This window comes from Anaerocolumna sp. MB42-C2 (assembly GCF_030913705.1).
In the GTDB taxonomy this organism is placed as follows: domain Bacteria; phylum Bacillota; class Clostridia; order Lachnospirales; family Lachnospiraceae; genus Anaerocolumna.
Genome location: NZ_CP133190.1, coordinates 5,149,736 through 5,166,203, shown reverse-complemented (window position 1 = coordinate 5,166,203; position 16,468 = coordinate 5,149,736). Strand labels below are relative to the sequence as shown.

13 protein-coding genes and 1 pseudogene are annotated in these 16,468 nt (G+C 38.3%); 4 read left to right on the top strand and 10 right to left on the bottom strand.

Features of this window, described 5'->3' with window-relative positions; genetic code table 11:
- Positions 1–429: 429 nt before the first annotated feature.
- From RBU59_RS22885 to RBU59_RS22870, 4 genes and pseudogenes are all read right to left on the bottom strand, one after another.
- Positions 430–723, bottom strand: a complete 294-nt coding sequence (locus RBU59_RS22885) for a hypothetical protein (protein ID WP_308144785.1) — start codon at positions 721–723, stop codon at positions 430–432.
- Positions 724–816: 93 nt separating this feature from the next.
- Positions 817–1,476: a TetR/AcrR family transcriptional regulator gene (locus RBU59_RS22880; RefSeq protein WP_308144784.1), complete on the bottom strand. Its 660-nt coding sequence runs from the start codon at positions 1,474–1,476 to the stop codon at positions 817–819.
- A 280-nt stretch (positions 1,477–1,756) separates the two neighbouring features.
- Positions 1,757–1,933, bottom strand: a pseudogene (locus RBU59_RS22875) (peroxiredoxin); the annotation flags it as partial.
- Positions 1,934–1,981: 48 nt separating this feature from the next.
- Positions 1,982–4,048: a methyl-accepting chemotaxis protein gene (locus RBU59_RS22870; protein WP_308144783.1), complete on the bottom strand. Its 2,067-nt coding sequence runs from the start codon at positions 4,046–4,048 to the stop codon at positions 1,982–1,984.
- A gap of 631 nt (positions 4,049–4,679) precedes the next feature.
- On the opposite strand from RBU59_RS22870, the gene RBU59_RS22865 reads away from it, so the two are divergent.
- On the top strand, positions 4,680–4,871 hold the full coding sequence (locus RBU59_RS22865) for an FAD-dependent oxidoreductase (protein WP_308148627.1): 192 nt from the start codon (positions 4,680–4,682) through the stop codon (positions 4,869–4,871).
- A gap of 420 nt (positions 4,872–5,291) precedes the next feature.
- Here RBU59_RS22865 and RBU59_RS22860 read toward each other — a convergent pair whose 3' ends face one another.
- The 5 genes from RBU59_RS22860 to RBU59_RS22840 form a co-directional block, all read right to left on the bottom strand.
- The gene (locus RBU59_RS22860) at positions 5,292–6,524 is read right to left on the bottom strand and encodes an amidohydrolase family protein (protein WP_308144782.1); all 1,233 of its coding nucleotides are present in this window, start codon (positions 6,522–6,524) and stop codon (positions 5,292–5,294) included.
- 142 nt (positions 6,525–6,666) lie between these two features.
- Positions 6,667–6,969: a hypothetical protein gene (locus tag RBU59_RS22855; RefSeq protein WP_308144781.1), complete on the bottom strand. Its 303-nt coding sequence runs from the start codon at positions 6,967–6,969 to the stop codon at positions 6,667–6,669.
- A gap of 321 nt (positions 6,970–7,290) precedes the next feature.
- Positions 7,291–8,346 carry an aldo/keto reductase gene (locus RBU59_RS22850; protein ID WP_308144780.1) on the bottom strand — a complete coding sequence of 352 codons (1,056 nt, stop codon included), beginning with the start codon at positions 8,344–8,346 and terminating at the stop codon, positions 7,291–7,293.
- A gap of 252 nt (positions 8,347–8,598) precedes the next feature.
- Positions 8,599–9,519 carry an AraC family transcriptional regulator gene (locus RBU59_RS22845; RefSeq protein WP_308144779.1) on the bottom strand — a complete coding sequence of 307 codons (921 nt, stop codon included), beginning with the start codon at positions 9,517–9,519 and terminating at the stop codon, positions 8,599–8,601.
- Positions 9,520–10,133: 614 nt separating this feature from the next.
- Positions 10,134–12,101: an oxidoreductase gene (locus tag RBU59_RS22840; RefSeq protein ID WP_308144778.1), complete on the bottom strand. Its 1,968-nt coding sequence runs from the start codon at positions 12,099–12,101 to the stop codon at positions 10,134–10,136.
- A gap of 359 nt (positions 12,102–12,460) precedes the next feature.
- On the opposite strand from RBU59_RS22840, the gene RBU59_RS22835 reads away from it, so the two are divergent.
- Complete coding sequence (locus RBU59_RS22835; protein ID WP_308144777.1) at positions 12,461–12,994, top strand: TetR/AcrR family transcriptional regulator C-terminal domain-containing protein; 534 nt, start codon at positions 12,461–12,463, stop codon at positions 12,992–12,994.
- Positions 12,995–13,367: 373 nt separating this feature from the next.
- Positions 13,368–13,499: a hypothetical protein gene (locus RBU59_RS22830; protein ID WP_308144776.1), complete on the top strand. Its 132-nt coding sequence runs from the start codon at positions 13,368–13,370 to the stop codon at positions 13,497–13,499.
- Positions 13,500–13,591: 92 nt separating this feature from the next.
- Here the strand turns inward: RBU59_RS22830 and RBU59_RS22825 are convergent, their stop codons facing one another.
- Positions 13,592–14,188 (bottom strand): TetR/AcrR family transcriptional regulator, encoded by a 597-nt coding sequence (locus tag RBU59_RS22825; protein WP_308144775.1) that lies wholly within the window; start codon positions 14,186–14,188, stop codon positions 13,592–13,594.
- Positions 14,189–14,418: 230 nt separating this feature from the next.
- Here RBU59_RS22825 and RBU59_RS22820 point away from each other — a divergent pair, with 230 nt between their 5' ends.
- Positions 14,419–16,416, top strand: coding sequence for an oxidoreductase (locus RBU59_RS22820; RefSeq protein ID WP_308144774.1), 1,998 nt, complete (start codon positions 14,419–14,421; stop codon positions 16,414–16,416).
- Positions 16,417–16,468 lie beyond the last annotated feature (52 nt).

The following is a 16,468-nucleotide window of genomic DNA, read 5'->3' as shown; positions in this document are numbered from 1 at the left end:
GGTGGCAGGTAGGGTCTCTCCAGTTCCGAACCCCACCTTTCCTACATACCGTTTCCCATATACCGGAGGTTCGTCAATGGTGCTTTCCAGTTTCTTCCCATCTTCCATGGTCTTCGCCCAATAGGACGGGGCTCGACTTCCTCATCTCTTTTCTTTTCAGAAAAGTTTATCTTACGATACGGCAGAATTCACTTTATGTTACGGTCTGCATGATTGCTCGCACTTCTTCCCGAAGTTACTTTACCCATCCGCTTAGCACCCTACATTACTGCAACGCACCGGATTTGGCTACACGGCTCACTGGCGATTACCGTGACCGGACTTACACCGGCTGGTGTGGTCCAGCTTCGCTAGACATACTCCTATGAAATAAAAAAAAATTGCAGACAGATTCGTCTGCAATTTAGTTAATATTAAAATCTTTAACCACTATGTTTCGTTAATGAGTGTATTCAACACTTCCTGCACCTTAGGAGAGGCTTTTATTGTTCCTCGTACTTTAACACTTTCTATAGTTTCTTTCGCTAAATCAGGTGTAATATCTTCAGAAAATGTCAGTATGCCAGTCATTTTGATGTTTGCCTTTTTGTTGGATGCCTTTAATTCTTCTAAATCCCTACGTGTAATAGTAACAATACCAAGAGTAGCAGAACTTGGTTTACCGATAATATTCTCGTTAAACTCTGCTAAAAGATCATCCAGTCCAATGTCATTTCTTTTCATTGCAATAATCCTCCTAATAAATATTTTTTATACATATTGTATGTATGTATTAAGTTAAAAGAATTCCTTTATTGTATTTCTCTGCTGCTTGTCTCATTTTTTGATTTCAACAACGATACCTTGGTCATTTATTACAACATGAGAAGTTAGGGTTTTATCAAGAACCGGCAACCCTAAAAAGTCAATTATGTCCTTTGCCATATTAAATCTTTGCCACGCTTCTTCTTCGTTTGCCTGTGGGTATATTGTTGGCATCATCCATACATTACAAATCAACAAAAATAATTCGGCTGTTAGTTTCGGATACTTTGCTTTGATTGAGCCGTCGTTTATACCCTCTTCAATAAGTTCAGCATATTTTGATGCTAAAAAGGTTCGCTGTTTTTCCATATATATCTTAAAAGCTGTCGGACTGCTTTCAATCAATGGGAGTATTTGAAGATGAAGTACGGTATATTCTTCGCTCTCGTTTAATATTTGCAAGGTTAGTTTTATTTTTTCTAAACCATTTATGTCGTCGCGGGCTCCGATTTTTGCAAATGGTTCTATATCATTAAATAATTTATCAATCAACGCAAAAAAAACTTCTTCCTTTGTTTTGAAATGGTGATAAAAGGCTCCTCGTGTCAGGCCGCCCATTTCATCGACTATATCAAGAATTGTTGTTTGCTCATAGCCATTTTTAATAAACAGTTTTAATGCAGCGTCAAGTATTATCTGCTCTGTTTCTTCGGGATATTTGTTTCGTGGCATTAATGTACCTCTTTTCATACACTGTGTATGTTTAAAGTATAGCAATAGTAAGATGCTTTGTCAACAAATAGATTCCCAACTACCCTTTCTATAAAATTAACCGAAAAAAAGGCTTAAAATTTAAATATTTAAGCCTTTTCTTGTTTGCAATCACCTCAACATTATGAATTCGCTTTTTTAAATAACTTCCAAAACCTTCTTGGAATAAGCAAATCTAACTCATGAAAAACCTTGATACCATTCAGACCGGAAATGCCGGTTAAATTATTATCTTTATATCCTATAACTGCTCCAGCATCTGTGCCGGATTTTCCGCTGCTTTCACTTTACCAAAGACTTTCACAATCATCCCATCTTCATCAATTAAATATGTGGTTCGAACCACACCCATGCTAACCTTGCCGTAATTCTTTTTTTCCTGCCATACATCATATGCCTGAATGCAAGTAAGTTCTGTAGAGTGTTTCTCATTGATGGCCAAGACTTTTTAACAACTATACTTTAATTATATCTTAAATTTCTCAATTAATCCTCTTAATTCCTCTGCTATTGCAGCTAAACTCTCTCCCGATTTTGCAATATTATCAATCGTGGCGGCCTGTTCTTCCATTGCGGCAGAGGCTTCCTGCGTTCCTGCAGCATTCTCCTCAGAAATCGCAGCTAAATTCTGAGTCAATTCTATGACTTTGCTTTTATTGCTTGCCATAAGGTCTGAAGAATGATTAAGTTTATATATTTTGTTTTTTATAATGTCTATTGCCTCAGCAATACCCTCAAACTTTTCTTCTGTGGTTCCAACACTCAACGATTGCTCAGCTACTATCTGCTTTGATTTTTGTATCAAATCAACGGCATTTTGGGACTTCTCTTTTAATTCATTTATTAAAGTTTTTATTTCTTTTGAAAACCTATTCGATTCGTCTGCTAACTTTCGTATTTCTTCCGCAACTACTGCAAAACCTTTTCCGACATCACCGGCTCTTGCGGCTTCGATAGCAGCATTTAAAGATAAAAGATTTGTCTGATCTGCTATATTCTGAATCATAGAACTTGCATTATCAATTTTTTCTGCACTCTCATTGTTACTAATAATGATCCCATAGACATTATTTGATAAATTATTATTCTTCGTTGTCTTATCTATTAACTCTTTAATAATTGTAAAACCTTCTTCTTTCTGCTTTTCAATCTGAACCGCAGAAGTATTCAATTCTTTTAGATACTGAGAATCCTTTTCCAATAATTTACCCATTTCTCCTATATAATCAGCTGATATTTCAGTATCTTTTGCATGCTCCCCAGCCCCCTTTGCAATTTCCTCAATTGTTGTAGCTATTTCTTCTGAAGCAGTAGCTGCTTGTAACGAAGTCGCAGTTAATTCTTCAGCTGAAGCAGCTACCTGCTCTGCGGCTTCTGATGTGGTGAATATAAAGTCAGCCACATTATCCCTCATAATCTTTAAAGCTCTCACCATATTTCCAATTTCATCTTTTCCACTCATAAATTTTTCCACTTTAGATTTACTATCAGTAGAAAAATTCAAATCTGCATAATCTTGAACTTTTTTAGTAACTGCTAGTATCGGTTTCGTTATATTTCCTGCAACATAGCTTAAAAGAAGAAAAGCTATTATTAATATGGTAACTGCAGAAACCGCAATAGTTTTTACTATTTTTCTGGCTCCCGACTCCAATTCCTCTTTTGCCATAAACGAAGCCAGAATCCAGTCAGTTCCGTTAACTTTATATGGATTCACTATATACTTAACCTTGTTAACAGTTACTGTAAAAGGGGTTAAATCTATCCCCCCAAGTCTATCTAATCCATCTATATTAACCTCTTCAACTTTTTTAAAATTATTATTCTCGCTATTACCATCTGCCATAATTAAACCATTACTATGTACAATCATTGCATATCCTGTCTCACCGGTTTTCATGCTTTTTAGCATATTACTGATTTCAGATTGCTGAACATCAATTCCAATTGCTCCTAAAACATTACCGTTCTTATCAGTAATCGTACGCGCATTGCTTGTAAGCAATTGTGATTTGTACTCATATGGTTCTGTTCTGATTATATCCCCATTCTTACTCATTGCATCATTATACCAAGGCCTTTTGGTCGGATCATATCCTGCCATTGTAGTTTCTTCCGGCCATTGTATGTATCCTCCATTTTTTGTTCCTAAATATACATAACTTGTACCTTGGTGACTAGCTGCATATTGCTCAAAAATCTTATAAATTTCCTTTTCTATCCCTTCATTGGCGGATGGATGCATTGGAGTATCTTTAGTAGTATCTTTATATGTAGTAATCTTATCATCAACGTTCATAATTATAGGGTTCGTTGCCAACATATCAATATTCTTATCTATTTGATCATAAAAAATATTAATAGCTTGTGATACACTCTTCATTTGTTCTGTAGAATTTTTATAATAATCCTCATAAGATTTTTTATTAATATTATAAATCACTATAGCAGTCAAAGAAATAATTGTTATTAATAATACAATCATTGTAGAAATAAGTATCTTTCCTTTTAATCCGTTAAATCCTATTCTCATAGCATCTATTCCTTTCTAGTGGTTTAATAATCTGGTAGCATTGTCTCCCCCTCTTCCATATGTTTATTATCTTATAAACCTACTAATCATTGTCTAATTATATATAATTCTACTCAGAGATATCCTATAATTACGTTTTTCATGTACACAACCGAAATAAACCAAATCAATTACGCTGGACTCATATTACACCCAAAAATTTCTATTGTTTATAACTGGATACCATTGTTTTTTTCTAAGCAACACCTCGTTTCACATAGTATTATTATTGATGTATATTATTATATCTTATATTTCTTTAATTTTCTACAATATTCTTCCATAGACAAAAGTAAGATTATGGATTAATTTCCAGAATATTTTAAAACGTAAACACCACCTGATTGGCATAAAAATCTGGGAGGTAAATGCACTATGTGGTCCTGTTTATCCCACCTGATTTTTTTTCCTAGATCTGAGAACAACTGGAAGGGGCCTTTTACGTAACAATTCTCGCCATTGGTCACTCCAAAACGTTTTAAGTTACGGAGAGTTTGCTCATATATCATATCTTTATGAAAAATGAGTGAGGCTGTAAAAAGCTCTATCTGTCACAACCTACTGTAAGTCAGATAATTTCAGATCTAGAAGAATATTTACTAAACCAGATTCTATATTTGTGGCAACCGGCTCCCCTGCAAGAAAGCTAACCATAGGTGGAGCAGATTCAGAAAAAGTTATAACCACAGTGGAAGCATTATTGGAGACAAAACCAATCAGTGATAAAGTGATGGTTATAGGCGGTGGACTTACTGGAGTTGAAATTGCATATATATGCAGGTAGAATCCCAAGTTGTGTATAACTTATCCGTGCAGTTAATTTTCTTTCGATAATCAGCCATAGAACTGTCCTCCATTTAAAAATAATAAAAATCGTGAAATGATGAACAAACGGTGGTGAGCGGCAGTTAAGATATCCATTTGTATTCAGTTGTGTCTCTTAATTGAAATTATTTGGTCGATATTTTTTGTATCTCACTCATTATTCAGTAATTTATGAAATGTGTCGAATACAAAAAGTCAGCAGACTGCCAAACGCTGTCTGCTGACTTTTTTATTTTATTTAACAGAGAAGCGTCGAATGCACTAAAAGCTCTGCCAATCATTCGCTTTCCGCTCGTAGCTTTAATAGTAAATTCTGTTTTGAACCGGCTTAATATTACTACTTAATTATTCAACGACTGGTACAAATAATCATCATTTTTTAAATTGCCGCGAGTTGGTCACCCCGATGCCAAACAGCGTGAATGGACAGCGTGTCAGAAATGTCGGTCAACGGGTTGCCATCGACCAATAGCAGGTCAGCAAGGGCACCGGGGGCAATCCGGCCGCGGTCAGTGAGCCCGAAACGACGCGCTGGAGTGGAGGTAGCTGCACGCAGCGCCTCGTTCGGTGTAAGCCCCGCTGCGACAAGCAGCTGTAGCTCATGGTGCAGGCTTGCTCCATGGGCGAGGCCTCCTAGCATCGGTAACGGGTCTGCCACATCGCATCCCGCTAATATATCCACACCTGCATCTCGGAGAGCCCTGATCGTGGTATAAGCCTCTTCAAGCTTTCCCTGCGGATAAACGTTCATGCAGCGAGAGAGGGCGTCGAGCCACTTCTTGCTAAGTTTTGAGCGTACCCGTTCGTCGTTAGCCAACCAGGCTGCGTTATTACCAAAAGCTGAGGAGAGGGTCACCAAAGTAGGTATAATAAAAGCGCCGGATGACGCAATATCTTCAACAAGCTGTGGGGAGGGTGAGCGGTCAAAGAACAAATGACCTAGTCCATCTATTCCGGCATCGATCGCGCGCTTTGTCGCTTCGGCAGTCGTGGCATGGACGATAGTAAGTTTATTGTGGCGATGCGCTTCATTTATGGCCGCACGAATGGTCTGATCATCCAGCACAGGCAGGCCGGGGTAACCAATACAGCTTCCATCCTCAATAAAGATTTTGATGTAATCGGACCCTCCGGTAATCTGTTTGTCAACGAATTTAACTGCCTCTTCAGGTGTCTGTACAAACCGGAATACGAACGGTAGTACTAAACGTATCAGCAGGCTGCTTGAACTCATATACTGAGTTGGATGTCCTCCTTTAGGGGTAATACCCATTCCCGGGGAACGCACATCAGCAATATCGTTCCTATCAGCTACTTCCTTACGTTTTTTTATTGGCCAATGGCCCTGCATATCCATCTCTGTGGTAACGCCAAATTTAAGCGCATCGTTTAAGCCTTCAAAGTCGGTATGCACATGGGAATCGATAAGACCAGGCAACAGTGTTTTGCCTCGCCCATCAATTACGCTTGCCCCAACCGGCACTTTCCCGCCTACTGCCTGAATATGTGACCCTTTGATTACCACAGTTTTGTCATTAATAACATTTTCACCGTCGAAAATTCGTATATTGGTGATGGCGGTAATCCCATCTGTTTTTAATCTATTATCCATAAAGTACACCTCCATTTATTTATGAGCTCATCTTAGCAGAGAAAATTAAACGGAGCTTAAACAAAAATCATATTAAACAGATTATATGCTGCTTGAAAAACTTCGCCCTCTATTAGCTGCCCAGCTTCAACGGAATATTCTCTTAAACCTGGATAACAACCATCACCCAGCCTATGTTCTTTCCGACCTTATTGTGGGCAGAACAAACGATAATTAAGAAGCAGATTCTTAACAAATAGCGTACTGCCAATGTCGAACAACTAAGTAGTAAAGATGTTATAGCAGGAATAGAAATATTTCTACCGTTGATTCCTCGTGCCAAACGATTCCAATCCTCTTCCGTTATGTTTATATTTTCTTGCTTTAAAAAATCATCGGATACCATAAGCGTAATTGCTTTTGATTTGTTTAATTTTTTGCTTTTTAATGGGAGTTTCCGCAACATTATTCAATGTGCTGCTTTATGCTTATGTGCAAGGCAATATTGCTCCACAAAAAATGGGACGAGTTATGAGTCTGTTGCTTACTATTTGTACTATTGCAACAGCCAAACCTGAACTTGATCCACCGGGGGTTTTTGCGCGATACAGAACTTTCTGCCTTTTTTGCTTCATTAGAGAAGGATTTATTCTATATATTTCTTTTTGTGCACAATAGATTTCTAGTATCAGGACTCTTACTATTGTTCTTTTATCCAAGCACTGTATCTACAGTACTTAATGGAGCCGCGCCTCGGGTAGATCGAAGTGTGGCTCCTTTCATTAAATTATTTGGAGGCGACTGGGGGCGCAATTTCATGCCCAACTGTTGCCGACATTTGAGCTATCGCCTTCGGATCAGAATTTTTAACATTCACATCAATACGAGGAGTGTATGATGCCTCCAAACGCGCAGCTTCTTCATCGGTCAGCTTGATCGAAAGTGCTGCAATAGCATCGTCGATATGGCTGGTTCTGAGCGCCCCAACTATAGGTGCCGCAACAACTGGATTGCGATACAACCAGGCAAGCGCGATCAGTGCACGGCTTACCCCACGTTCCTCTGAGACTTTTCCAACAGCCTCAACGATCTTCTGATCGGCTGCCGCAGTTGCCTCGAAATACTTATTGGCACCAGCTTCGGACTCTGAGCGTGCAGTGGTTTCACCCCAAGCGCGTGCCAGACGACCGCGGAAAAGCGGGCTGTAAATGATAGTCTGAATCCCCTCGTCAGCACAAAGAGGGATCATTTCGTTTTCTTCCTCGCGGGCAAGCAGATTGTAGTTGTGTTGCATCGATATAAAGCGTGTCCAGCCATTTCTCTGCTGGATGTGAAGGGCCTTAGCGAACTGCCACGTTCTCATTGTGGAGGCGCCCAAATAGCGCACTTTTCCCATCTTTACGAGATCATGGAGCGCTTCTAGGGTCTCTTCCCATGGAGTGAATGGGTCAGCGCGATGGATTTGGTAAAGATCAATGTAATCGGTGCCAAGTCGCTTTAGACTGCAATCGATTTCGTTCATAATCGCCTTTCGCGAGAGACCGAATGCGTTAGGACCTGAGCGCATGGGGGCGCCAAGTTTAGTGGCAATGACGACGTTCTCGCGTTTAGCGAAGTCCTTGAGCGCCTTGCCGACGATCTCCTCGCTCGATCCCGCCCCATACAAATTGGCTGTGTCGAAGAAATTAAGACCAGCCTCAATCGCGTGTTTGATCAAAACGCGACTCTTCTCTTCACCGAGCGCCCAAGATGGGTATCCCTTGGATGGATCTCCAAATCCCATGCATCCGATGCAGATAGGTGAAACCTCAAGGCCAGAGTGGCCAAGCTTAATATTATTCATTTATACCTCCGAAAAAATGTTATATTAGCTTCAACTACTTATGGCACTAGAAGCATCCATTGAAGCTATACCAATTTTACCTCGGATACTCAGACGAGCGGTAACACGATTGAATCAAAAAGTTGCCTATTACTATCATTTCCCGAAGCATATTTTATAACATAATCTTAAAAAAGAGCATGATAGGCTATAACCGCCAATCATACTCTTTGAAATTATGGATTTGTTTTTTGACGTCTCTCAAGTATCCTCTTATTGTATATCAAGCCTTTTCAACCGTTTCATATCTTTTTTTGGCGTAACGCCAAACATTCTGGAATACTCGCGAATGAATTGTGTTGGACTTTCATAACCGACCCGAAACGCAACCTCTGCGACGTCAACTGACTGAGTTATTAATTGACGCCGGGATTCCTGAAGCCGCAGTTGCTTTTGAAATTGAATCGGGCTCATTGCGGTTATTTCTTTAAAATGTCTATGAAATGACGAAACACTCATATTAGCAATATCGGCTAGATCTTCAATGCGGAAAGGTTCTTGAAAATTATCCACAATCTGTTGGATTGCATTTTGAATATGAATAGTTGGACTCTCGTCAGTTACAATTTGTCTTAGTGAATCGCCATGCTCTCCATGCAACACCTTGTATAAAATCTCTTTTGTAAAAAGCGGTGCAAGTACAGGGATATCGGCCGGCTTATCTAGTAGACGAACTAGTCTAACAACAGCATCCAACATAGATAAATCTAATTTGGCAACATTCATACCACGTTTTGATTTTCCAACGAAGCTCACCTTGAGCTCTTCATCGCTTAATAACTCCAAAATTTGACTATGAGTAAATTCAATTCTACATGTCAAGTTCGGGACTTCAGCCGATGCCTCAAGCACCTCGGCAATTATCGGTAAATCCATAGAAGCTACAAGGTAATTCGACGGCCCATAACTAAATCGCTCTTCACCAAATATTACATCCTTTAATCCTTGAACAACAATATAGATTGAGGGTTTGTTAATTCTGTAGGGTGCACCTGTTCCTGTGAAATGATGAGGAGCAGAGTGACGAGAAAAGCTAATGGATGGAATCGCAGTAGATTGAGTACCATCCCTATCGGAATGACGATCAACGAGTCCTGCAAGCTCTTTATGCAAATGATTAACCTGATCAAACATAATCTCCACCTATAGCATTCCTTTTTTTGACGTGTAAGCATAAGTCATCTACGCTTTTTTGTTCACCATACTTTTTCGTTAAATGACTTGTTCTAATTGCATACTCACTCATTATAAATGCCTCCTGTAAAATTAATAATCACGCAATCGGAAAGCTCGTTATTTAAAAAATATCTGCTTTTTGTTAAAAATACTTAATATAAATTAACTATCTTTTAGCCTGTTATAATAAAAAGATTTGAATTGTGAAACAATTCACTGTTTACTTCCTCATCAAGTCGACATTAACATGGACTAATATACCACTTTGTTACATAAAGTTCAATAATATACCTTCTGGCTTGGGTCTCGCTAATAAAGGAATCAAGATTCCGCCCTATTCAATACTCTGCATCAACTCAAATAATTCTTGTTTGTTTCTACTTTAAATGGGTGATTTTTAAAACCACTCAGCTTATTTAACTGATGCCGAGTACACCAGATTCTTCATTCACAGAAATTCTTTTTAGATAAGAACTCAAAATTGAAGTCTTATCAACAATTCTGTCATCGAATAAGCCATTCCATTTTGCGACCCTGTGATTGTATGTTATTTTTTACAGAACGATTACTTGCTAAATTCGCAACGCAACCTTTGCCCCTTCATAGATTGCTTCCACTGCGGTACGCGTTTTGGACGCATCACCAATAACCTCAACAACAGGTGCCAGACCGCTGACATCATCACCGAGACATTTGTTTGAACGCACACCGAGTGCAACGACGATATGATCAAACCCTTTGAGTTCAATTTGTTCACCGTCTTTTTCTACAAGCGCGCTGTTCTCAAACAACTCAAGCACTTTAGTGTTTGTGAGAATTTCAATTTCTTCTTTCTTAATTTCCTTCAGCAGGCTTACTCTCGTAGCATTGGGGAGAGTTGGGATAAGTTTTGGCATCATTTCAACTACGGTAATATTTTCGCAATAATCTGCACAGTACATTGCAGATTCAAGACCTACAAGTCCGCCTCCTAATACTAGTATCTTACCGTCAACGTTTTGCTTGCCAAGAAGTACATCTGTAGCAATCTTGACATTTTTACCCTCAATGCCCGGGATACGCGGTATCAAGGGCGTACCACCTGTCGCTATTATAAGCACGTCGGGTTTGATTTGCTGGATTAAATCAATATTTACTTCAGTGTCAAAGTGCATATCGACACTGTATTTTTCACACATATATAGATAATGCTTAATAACGCGTGTGATATCCTGTTTATTTGGAGGATAAGAAGCAATCAGATATTGACCGCCTGCACGGTTACGTGGATTTTTTTCAAATAATGATACCTTGTGACCCCTTGCTGCTGCAATCCATGCAGCTTCTAAACCTGCCGGTCCTGCACCAACGATCATTACATTTTGGGGGTCTTTCGTCTCAATAATACGATTTTGAGGCATATCATTTGATAACGGGTTTTGGAGACAACTCATTCCATAGTCGCCACCTGCCCAGTCGGCAACTCCAGTCGCAGGGCCTGCATGATTGGAAAGACAGCGCTGACCGCAGCTAATACAAGGATGAATTTCCATAAGTTCGTTTGAAAACATTTTGTTCGGGAACTCCGGATCAGCAACAGACTGGCGCCCTAATGCGATGAAGTCTGCATCGCCCCTTTGCAGAGCGTATTCAATGACATGGGGCTGGTTGTAACGTCCAACTGTGATTACAGGTATATTCAAAGCCTGTTTGAATAACTTTGCTGCTTCAATATTCCATGCCGGCGGCTGGGATGCTGTTGGTAAAATGTATTCGTAAGCACCGTAGGTGCCTGCGGAAAGATGAAGCGCATCAACACCGTAGGACTCAAGTAATGTTGCTATAACTACTGCTTCATTTTCTTTATAGCCTCCTCTTAAGTATTCATTTGAGCTCATACGTACAGATACCGGAAAATCCGCACCGCACTCTCTTTTTATCCCCTCCACAATCAGTTTGACAAATAAAGTTCTGCTATAGATATCGCCGCCAAACTCATCAATGCGCTTATTATAACGCCCACTTAAAAACTCTGCTGCCAAATAACCGTGAGCACAATGAACTTCTACCATATCGAAACCAGCTTTTTTAGCACGTACAGCCGCTGCAATAAATTTGTCTATCATAACGTATACTTCTTCTGTTGTCATTTCTTTGGGAGTATTCCTGAAAATAGGACACGGTATCGGAGAAGACGATATAACCTGCATGCCATGCGACAACTGAGAGTTGGTCTGACGGCCGGCGTGATGAAGCTGAATGCACGCTCTGGAACCGTAGTGTTTGATAGCTGATGCCAGTTTCCTTAAACCCGGAATGGCTTCATCTACTGAAATATCGATTTCTTCGGGAATAGCCAGCCCATCTCGTTCCACTGCGGCAACTTCAACAAAGATTAAGCCGAACCCTCCACGTGCACGTGCAGCATAATAATTAATTGTTGCATCGGATATCTTACCTAATTCTTCGTACAGACAGGAACCCATCGGAGGCATTACCAAACGGTTCTTGACCATCATTTTGCCTATATACATAGGACTGAATGTTTTTTCAAAGTTCATTCTGTTTCTCCTTTTCTTACGTTTTATAATAATAGTTCCTTTAATAAGCCTTGTTTATAAAATATATAATTTTGTGCTACTTAAAATATCAGTAGAAGCAAGGTAAACAAAAGCTAAGAAAGAAGCATGAAGCCTTAATTAAATGATATTAAATTAACAGAGTTTTTCAATTCACATATAGGATATAATGTCGTCATAAAATGATGCATTATCATACATTTGTAAATTTGCATAAATCAACCGCCTATGCTATACTATATCCAAATAAAAATATGTAAAAGATGAAAAGCCAATGATTCTAAGGATTGTGGGATTTCTCAATTAGGAAAATATTAATCAAATCTAGAGGAGCGAAGAAAGTGAAAGATCACGATGAAACAAAGCTTATGATCGTTGAGGCGTTAGAACAGCAGTTGCAAAGCAAGCCCATAGAGCGAATAAGCATTACTGAAATCATGAGAAATTGCAGCATGACACGTCAAACCTTCTATAAGCACTTCATTGATAAATATGACTTAATATTTTGGTTTCATAAGTATAATGCAAAAGAGTCATTGGCTGCATTTTCTAAGAATAAGGATATTAAAGAATGTTTTGTACTAACATTAACCAAAATGACAAGACACAAAGCTTTTTATAAAAATGCCATAACTCTCGAAGGCCCAAACTCATTTAAAAATTGTTATTTCAATTTACAGATGGATTATGCTAAAGAACATATCGGTTATAAAAGACTTGATGAAAATCTATTGTTACAATTGCAGCTTTTTTGGCACGGAGTTACCTATATGCAGATAGATTGGGTGCTGGATGATATGAAAGTAAGTCCTGAGATTATCGCAGAGAATGTTTATAAAAGTTTACCGACTGACTTAAAAAAATATTATGAATGAATTACTTTATAAGTTTCAGTAGGGGGACAAAATGTTACTGTTCACAGGCATAAACTCGACGTGTTTTTTGTGAGTGTATTGTCACAGAAAACCGGGGAATTGCAGCGTAGGAACGCTGTTTTCGCGTTTTGTGTGCATCGCGAAGCGTGTTATTGTTCGCGGAACTGCTGTTTTTTGCAGGGGAGTGAACAGTAACGACAAACTGCCCCAAGGATCATCACCGGTATTTATAAGTGCAACCGCCCCTTTATGAATATACTTTCTGCGCCAAGTATAAATACTGGCTCTGCTGTATCCGATTTTTTCTGATACACATTGTATATCTTCTCCGAGTTCGAAGCAACAATTTGACTTCGATGGGAGGATGACCCGGATGCTCAGGGGTATTTATCTCGATAAGCTGTTATGCTCCGGTGGATCGTTTCTTTGGGAAATCCATAGATGCAATGCTTGCCTGCTTGGCTATCATAGAAGCAGAATTACTTTCGTTATAGATTTAAATTAATCCTATTACTCCAATGCTTTTTTTCGGGTTTCGGAGAACATCTTTGATTGCTCCTTTTAATATTATGAATGAATTACTATAAGCTAAGATGTTCAATGTTTAGGAATTGATGTTTTTTTATATATTAAATCGAAATATTTCTTTGATGCTTCTACCAAATCAAAGTTTCCTCCTGTTGAACTCCAGTTTACAGCTAATCCCAAAAATGCAGATGCAAAACAATATGATAAATCTTCCGCAGAAGTATCAGCGTCAATCTCCCCTGTTTCTTGGGCTTTACGCGTATATTCAAGAACCATTTGTCGCAATCTTTTCAAATTCGGATCATAATCATTTAACCTAAAGCTGAACATATTATTTTGTTGTTCCATGTCGATTTTAATTAAATTTTTTAATATGTCCGGATTCAAATTTGCAATTCCATTTACATGAATTTGTTTTACTTTCCAACATTTATCAAGCCATTTTGTTTCATTATCTATATCCTTTAAAGTAGTTTCTATATCTTCATCAACTAAAGAAAAATAATCTAAAAGTAGAGTTTTCTTCGAATCATAATGATAGTAAAATGTCCTCTTTGTAATATTGCAGCATTCACATATTTCATTAATAGTTACATTATCAAACCCATTTTCTTTAAAAAGTTTAATAGCTTTATCCAAAATTGTGTGTTTTATATTTTCTATCATATTTATTCCATTCCTTTGCTACGCTCAAGACTCAAAACGTAATGTGAGGGTACTTTTAAGCGTTATTTATTTTATGACTTGAAAAAAGATTGTTCTATTACAATTATATCATACTTATCCAAATTTTAAAATTTATATTTGTTAAAACATTGACATATTGTATACCGTGGTATACAATAAAAGTATACCACGGTAACAAAATTCTATTCTATAAGAGAGAGGTACTTTTTATGAAAGGTAAAATTGATGCATTATTTCAGCCTATGAAAATAGGTACAATGAAAGTAAAAAACAGAATAGCCATGGCTCCAATGGGATTACATGCAAAAAATCCTGACGGAAGTTTTAATCAAGATGCTGTCGATTTATACGTTGCACGTGCAAAAGGAGGAGTAGGACTAATTGTAACAACAGGTATCGCATGTCAGAATAAACTGGATGCAATGCATGCCACATTGGCTACAGCAGGTGATTCTTATATTGAATCCAACAAAAAGCTTACTGACGAAGTCCATAAGTATGGTGCTAAAATTGTACTTCAAATAGCAAACGGGGCCGGCAGAAACCGTAAAGATGGTTTTTTTATAGACAATGACCCTATTTCTTCTTCAGAAAATCCAAATGTTTGGCATCCTGAAATGATGCATCGAGCATTAACAACAGAAGAAGTTCAATTTCTTATACAATCTTATGCTAATGGTGCTTATATTGCAAAACAGGCGGGATTTGACGGGGTAGAAGTTCATGCGCTTCATGAAGGATACTTAATGGATCAATTTTCTATGGAATGTACCAATCGCCGTACAGACCAATATGGCGGAAGCTTAGAGAACAGACTTCGCTATGCCACAGAAACAGTACAAGCAATAAAGAAAAAATGCGGTAAAGATTTTCCGGTTTTAATAAGATATAGCGTTAAAAGCTATATGAAAGGATTGGGTATTGATAAAGGAGCCCTTCCCGGGGAAAATTTTGTAGAATATGGCCGCGACCTAGAAGAAAGTGCCAAAATAGCAAAAATTCTTCAAGGCGCCGGTTATGATGCTTTAGATGCAGACAATGGCACATATGAATCATGGTATTTCGCACACCCGCCCGTATATATGCCGAAAGCATGTAACTTGGCAGATGCTCAATATATAAAACAATTTGTTGATATTCCTGTTATATGTGCAGGTAAAATGGACGATCCTGAAATATCAACCGAGGCTGTTGCAAATGGAAGTATAGATGCTATTTCTGTTGGACGGGCATTACTTGCTGACCCTGAATGGCCACATAAAGTACAAGCTGAAAACTTTGACGATATCAGACCTTGCATTGGATGTCATGCAGGATGTTTGGAGAGATTTTTCTCTGGAAAGAACACTTCATGTGCAATTAATCCACAAGTTGGCATGGAAAGTAAATATGAAATTAAACCTGCTGATGTTAAAAAGAATATTATGGTCATCGGCGGCGGTATTAGCGGTATGGAAGCTGCAAGAATCAGTGCGCTTAGAGGGCACAAAGTAGATTTATATGAACGCACGAACAATCTTGGGGGTGTTTTCATTCCTGCTTCTTCTATGAGTTTTAAAGATGAGGATAAAAAGTTAATACAATGGTATGTGAAACAACTTAAAGATACCGGTGTAACAGTTCATATGAACACAGAGGTAAATGAAAACACGATAAAAACTGCTAAACCAGATTCTGTATTTGTGGCAACCGGCTCCACTGCAAGAAAGCTGACCATAGATGGAGCAGATTCAGAAAAAGTTATAACCGCAGTGGAAGCATTATTGGAGACAAAACCAATCAGTGATAAAGTGGTGGTTATAGGCGGTGGACTTACTGGAGTTGAAATTGCATATAGCCTAACAAAAGATAAAGGAAAACATGTTGAAATTCTTGAAATGCTTCCTGATATTTTACAAGTAAAAGGCTTAAATGCTGCTAATAAAACAATGCTTCAAAATCTTGTATTATCTCATAACATTGGTGTTCATACTAATGTAAATGTTACCGCAATCACATCCAATGGTGTTCAGTTTGAGGAGAACGGCAGCTCAGTTGAATTAGATGCCGGCACAATTATTACAAGTATTGGATACATCAGCGATAAATCATTATATGAAGCATTAAAAGATTGTGGTGCAGAGGTGCATTTAATAGGAGACGCCTCAAAAGTATCTAATCTAATGGGCGCTATTTGGGATGCATATGAAATTGCAATGGCAATTTAATAACATATATGCAGGTAGAATCCCAAGTTGTGTATAACTTATCCCGGTAATT

Excerpts from the sequence above, each read along its gene's own strand:
- RBU59_RS22860 (WP_308144782.1), bottom strand. The coding sequence starts at position 6,524 with ATGGATAATAGATTAAAAACAGATGGGATTACCGCCATCACCAATATA.
- RBU59_RS22885 (WP_308144785.1), bottom strand. The coding sequence starts at position 723 with ATGAAAAGAAATGACATTGGACTGGATGATCTTTTAGCAGAGTTTAAC.
- RBU59_RS22855 (WP_308144781.1), bottom strand. The coding sequence starts at position 6,969 with ATGTTGCGGAAACTCCCATTAAAAAGCAAAAAATTAAACAAATCAAAA.
- RBU59_RS22825 (WP_308144775.1), bottom strand. The coding sequence starts at position 14,188 with ATGATAGAAAATATAAAACACACAATTTTGGATAAAGCTATTAAACTT.
- RBU59_RS22840 (WP_308144778.1), bottom strand. The coding sequence starts at position 12,101 with ATGAACTTTGAAAAAACATTCAGTCCTATGTATATAGGCAAAATGATG.
- RBU59_RS22850 (WP_308144780.1), bottom strand. The coding sequence starts at position 8,346 with ATGAATAATATTAAGCTTGGCCACTCTGGCCTTGAGGTTTCACCTATC.
- RBU59_RS22880 (WP_308144784.1), bottom strand. The coding sequence starts at position 1,476 with ATGCCACGAAACAAATATCCCGAAGAAACAGAGCAGATAATACTTGAC.
- RBU59_RS22820 (WP_308144774.1), top strand. The coding sequence starts at position 14,419 with ATGAAAGGTAAAATTGATGCATTATTTCAGCCTATGAAAATAGGTACA.
- RBU59_RS22870 (WP_308144783.1), bottom strand. The coding sequence starts at position 4,048 with ATGAGAATAGGATTTAACGGATTAAAAGGAAAGATACTTATTTCTACA.
- RBU59_RS22830 (WP_308144776.1), top strand. The coding sequence starts at position 13,368 with ATGCTCAGGGGTATTTATCTCGATAAGCTGTTATGCTCCGGTGGATCG.
- RBU59_RS22845 (WP_308144779.1), bottom strand. The coding sequence starts at position 9,519 with ATGTTTGATCAGGTTAATCATTTGCATAAAGAGCTTGCAGGACTCGTT.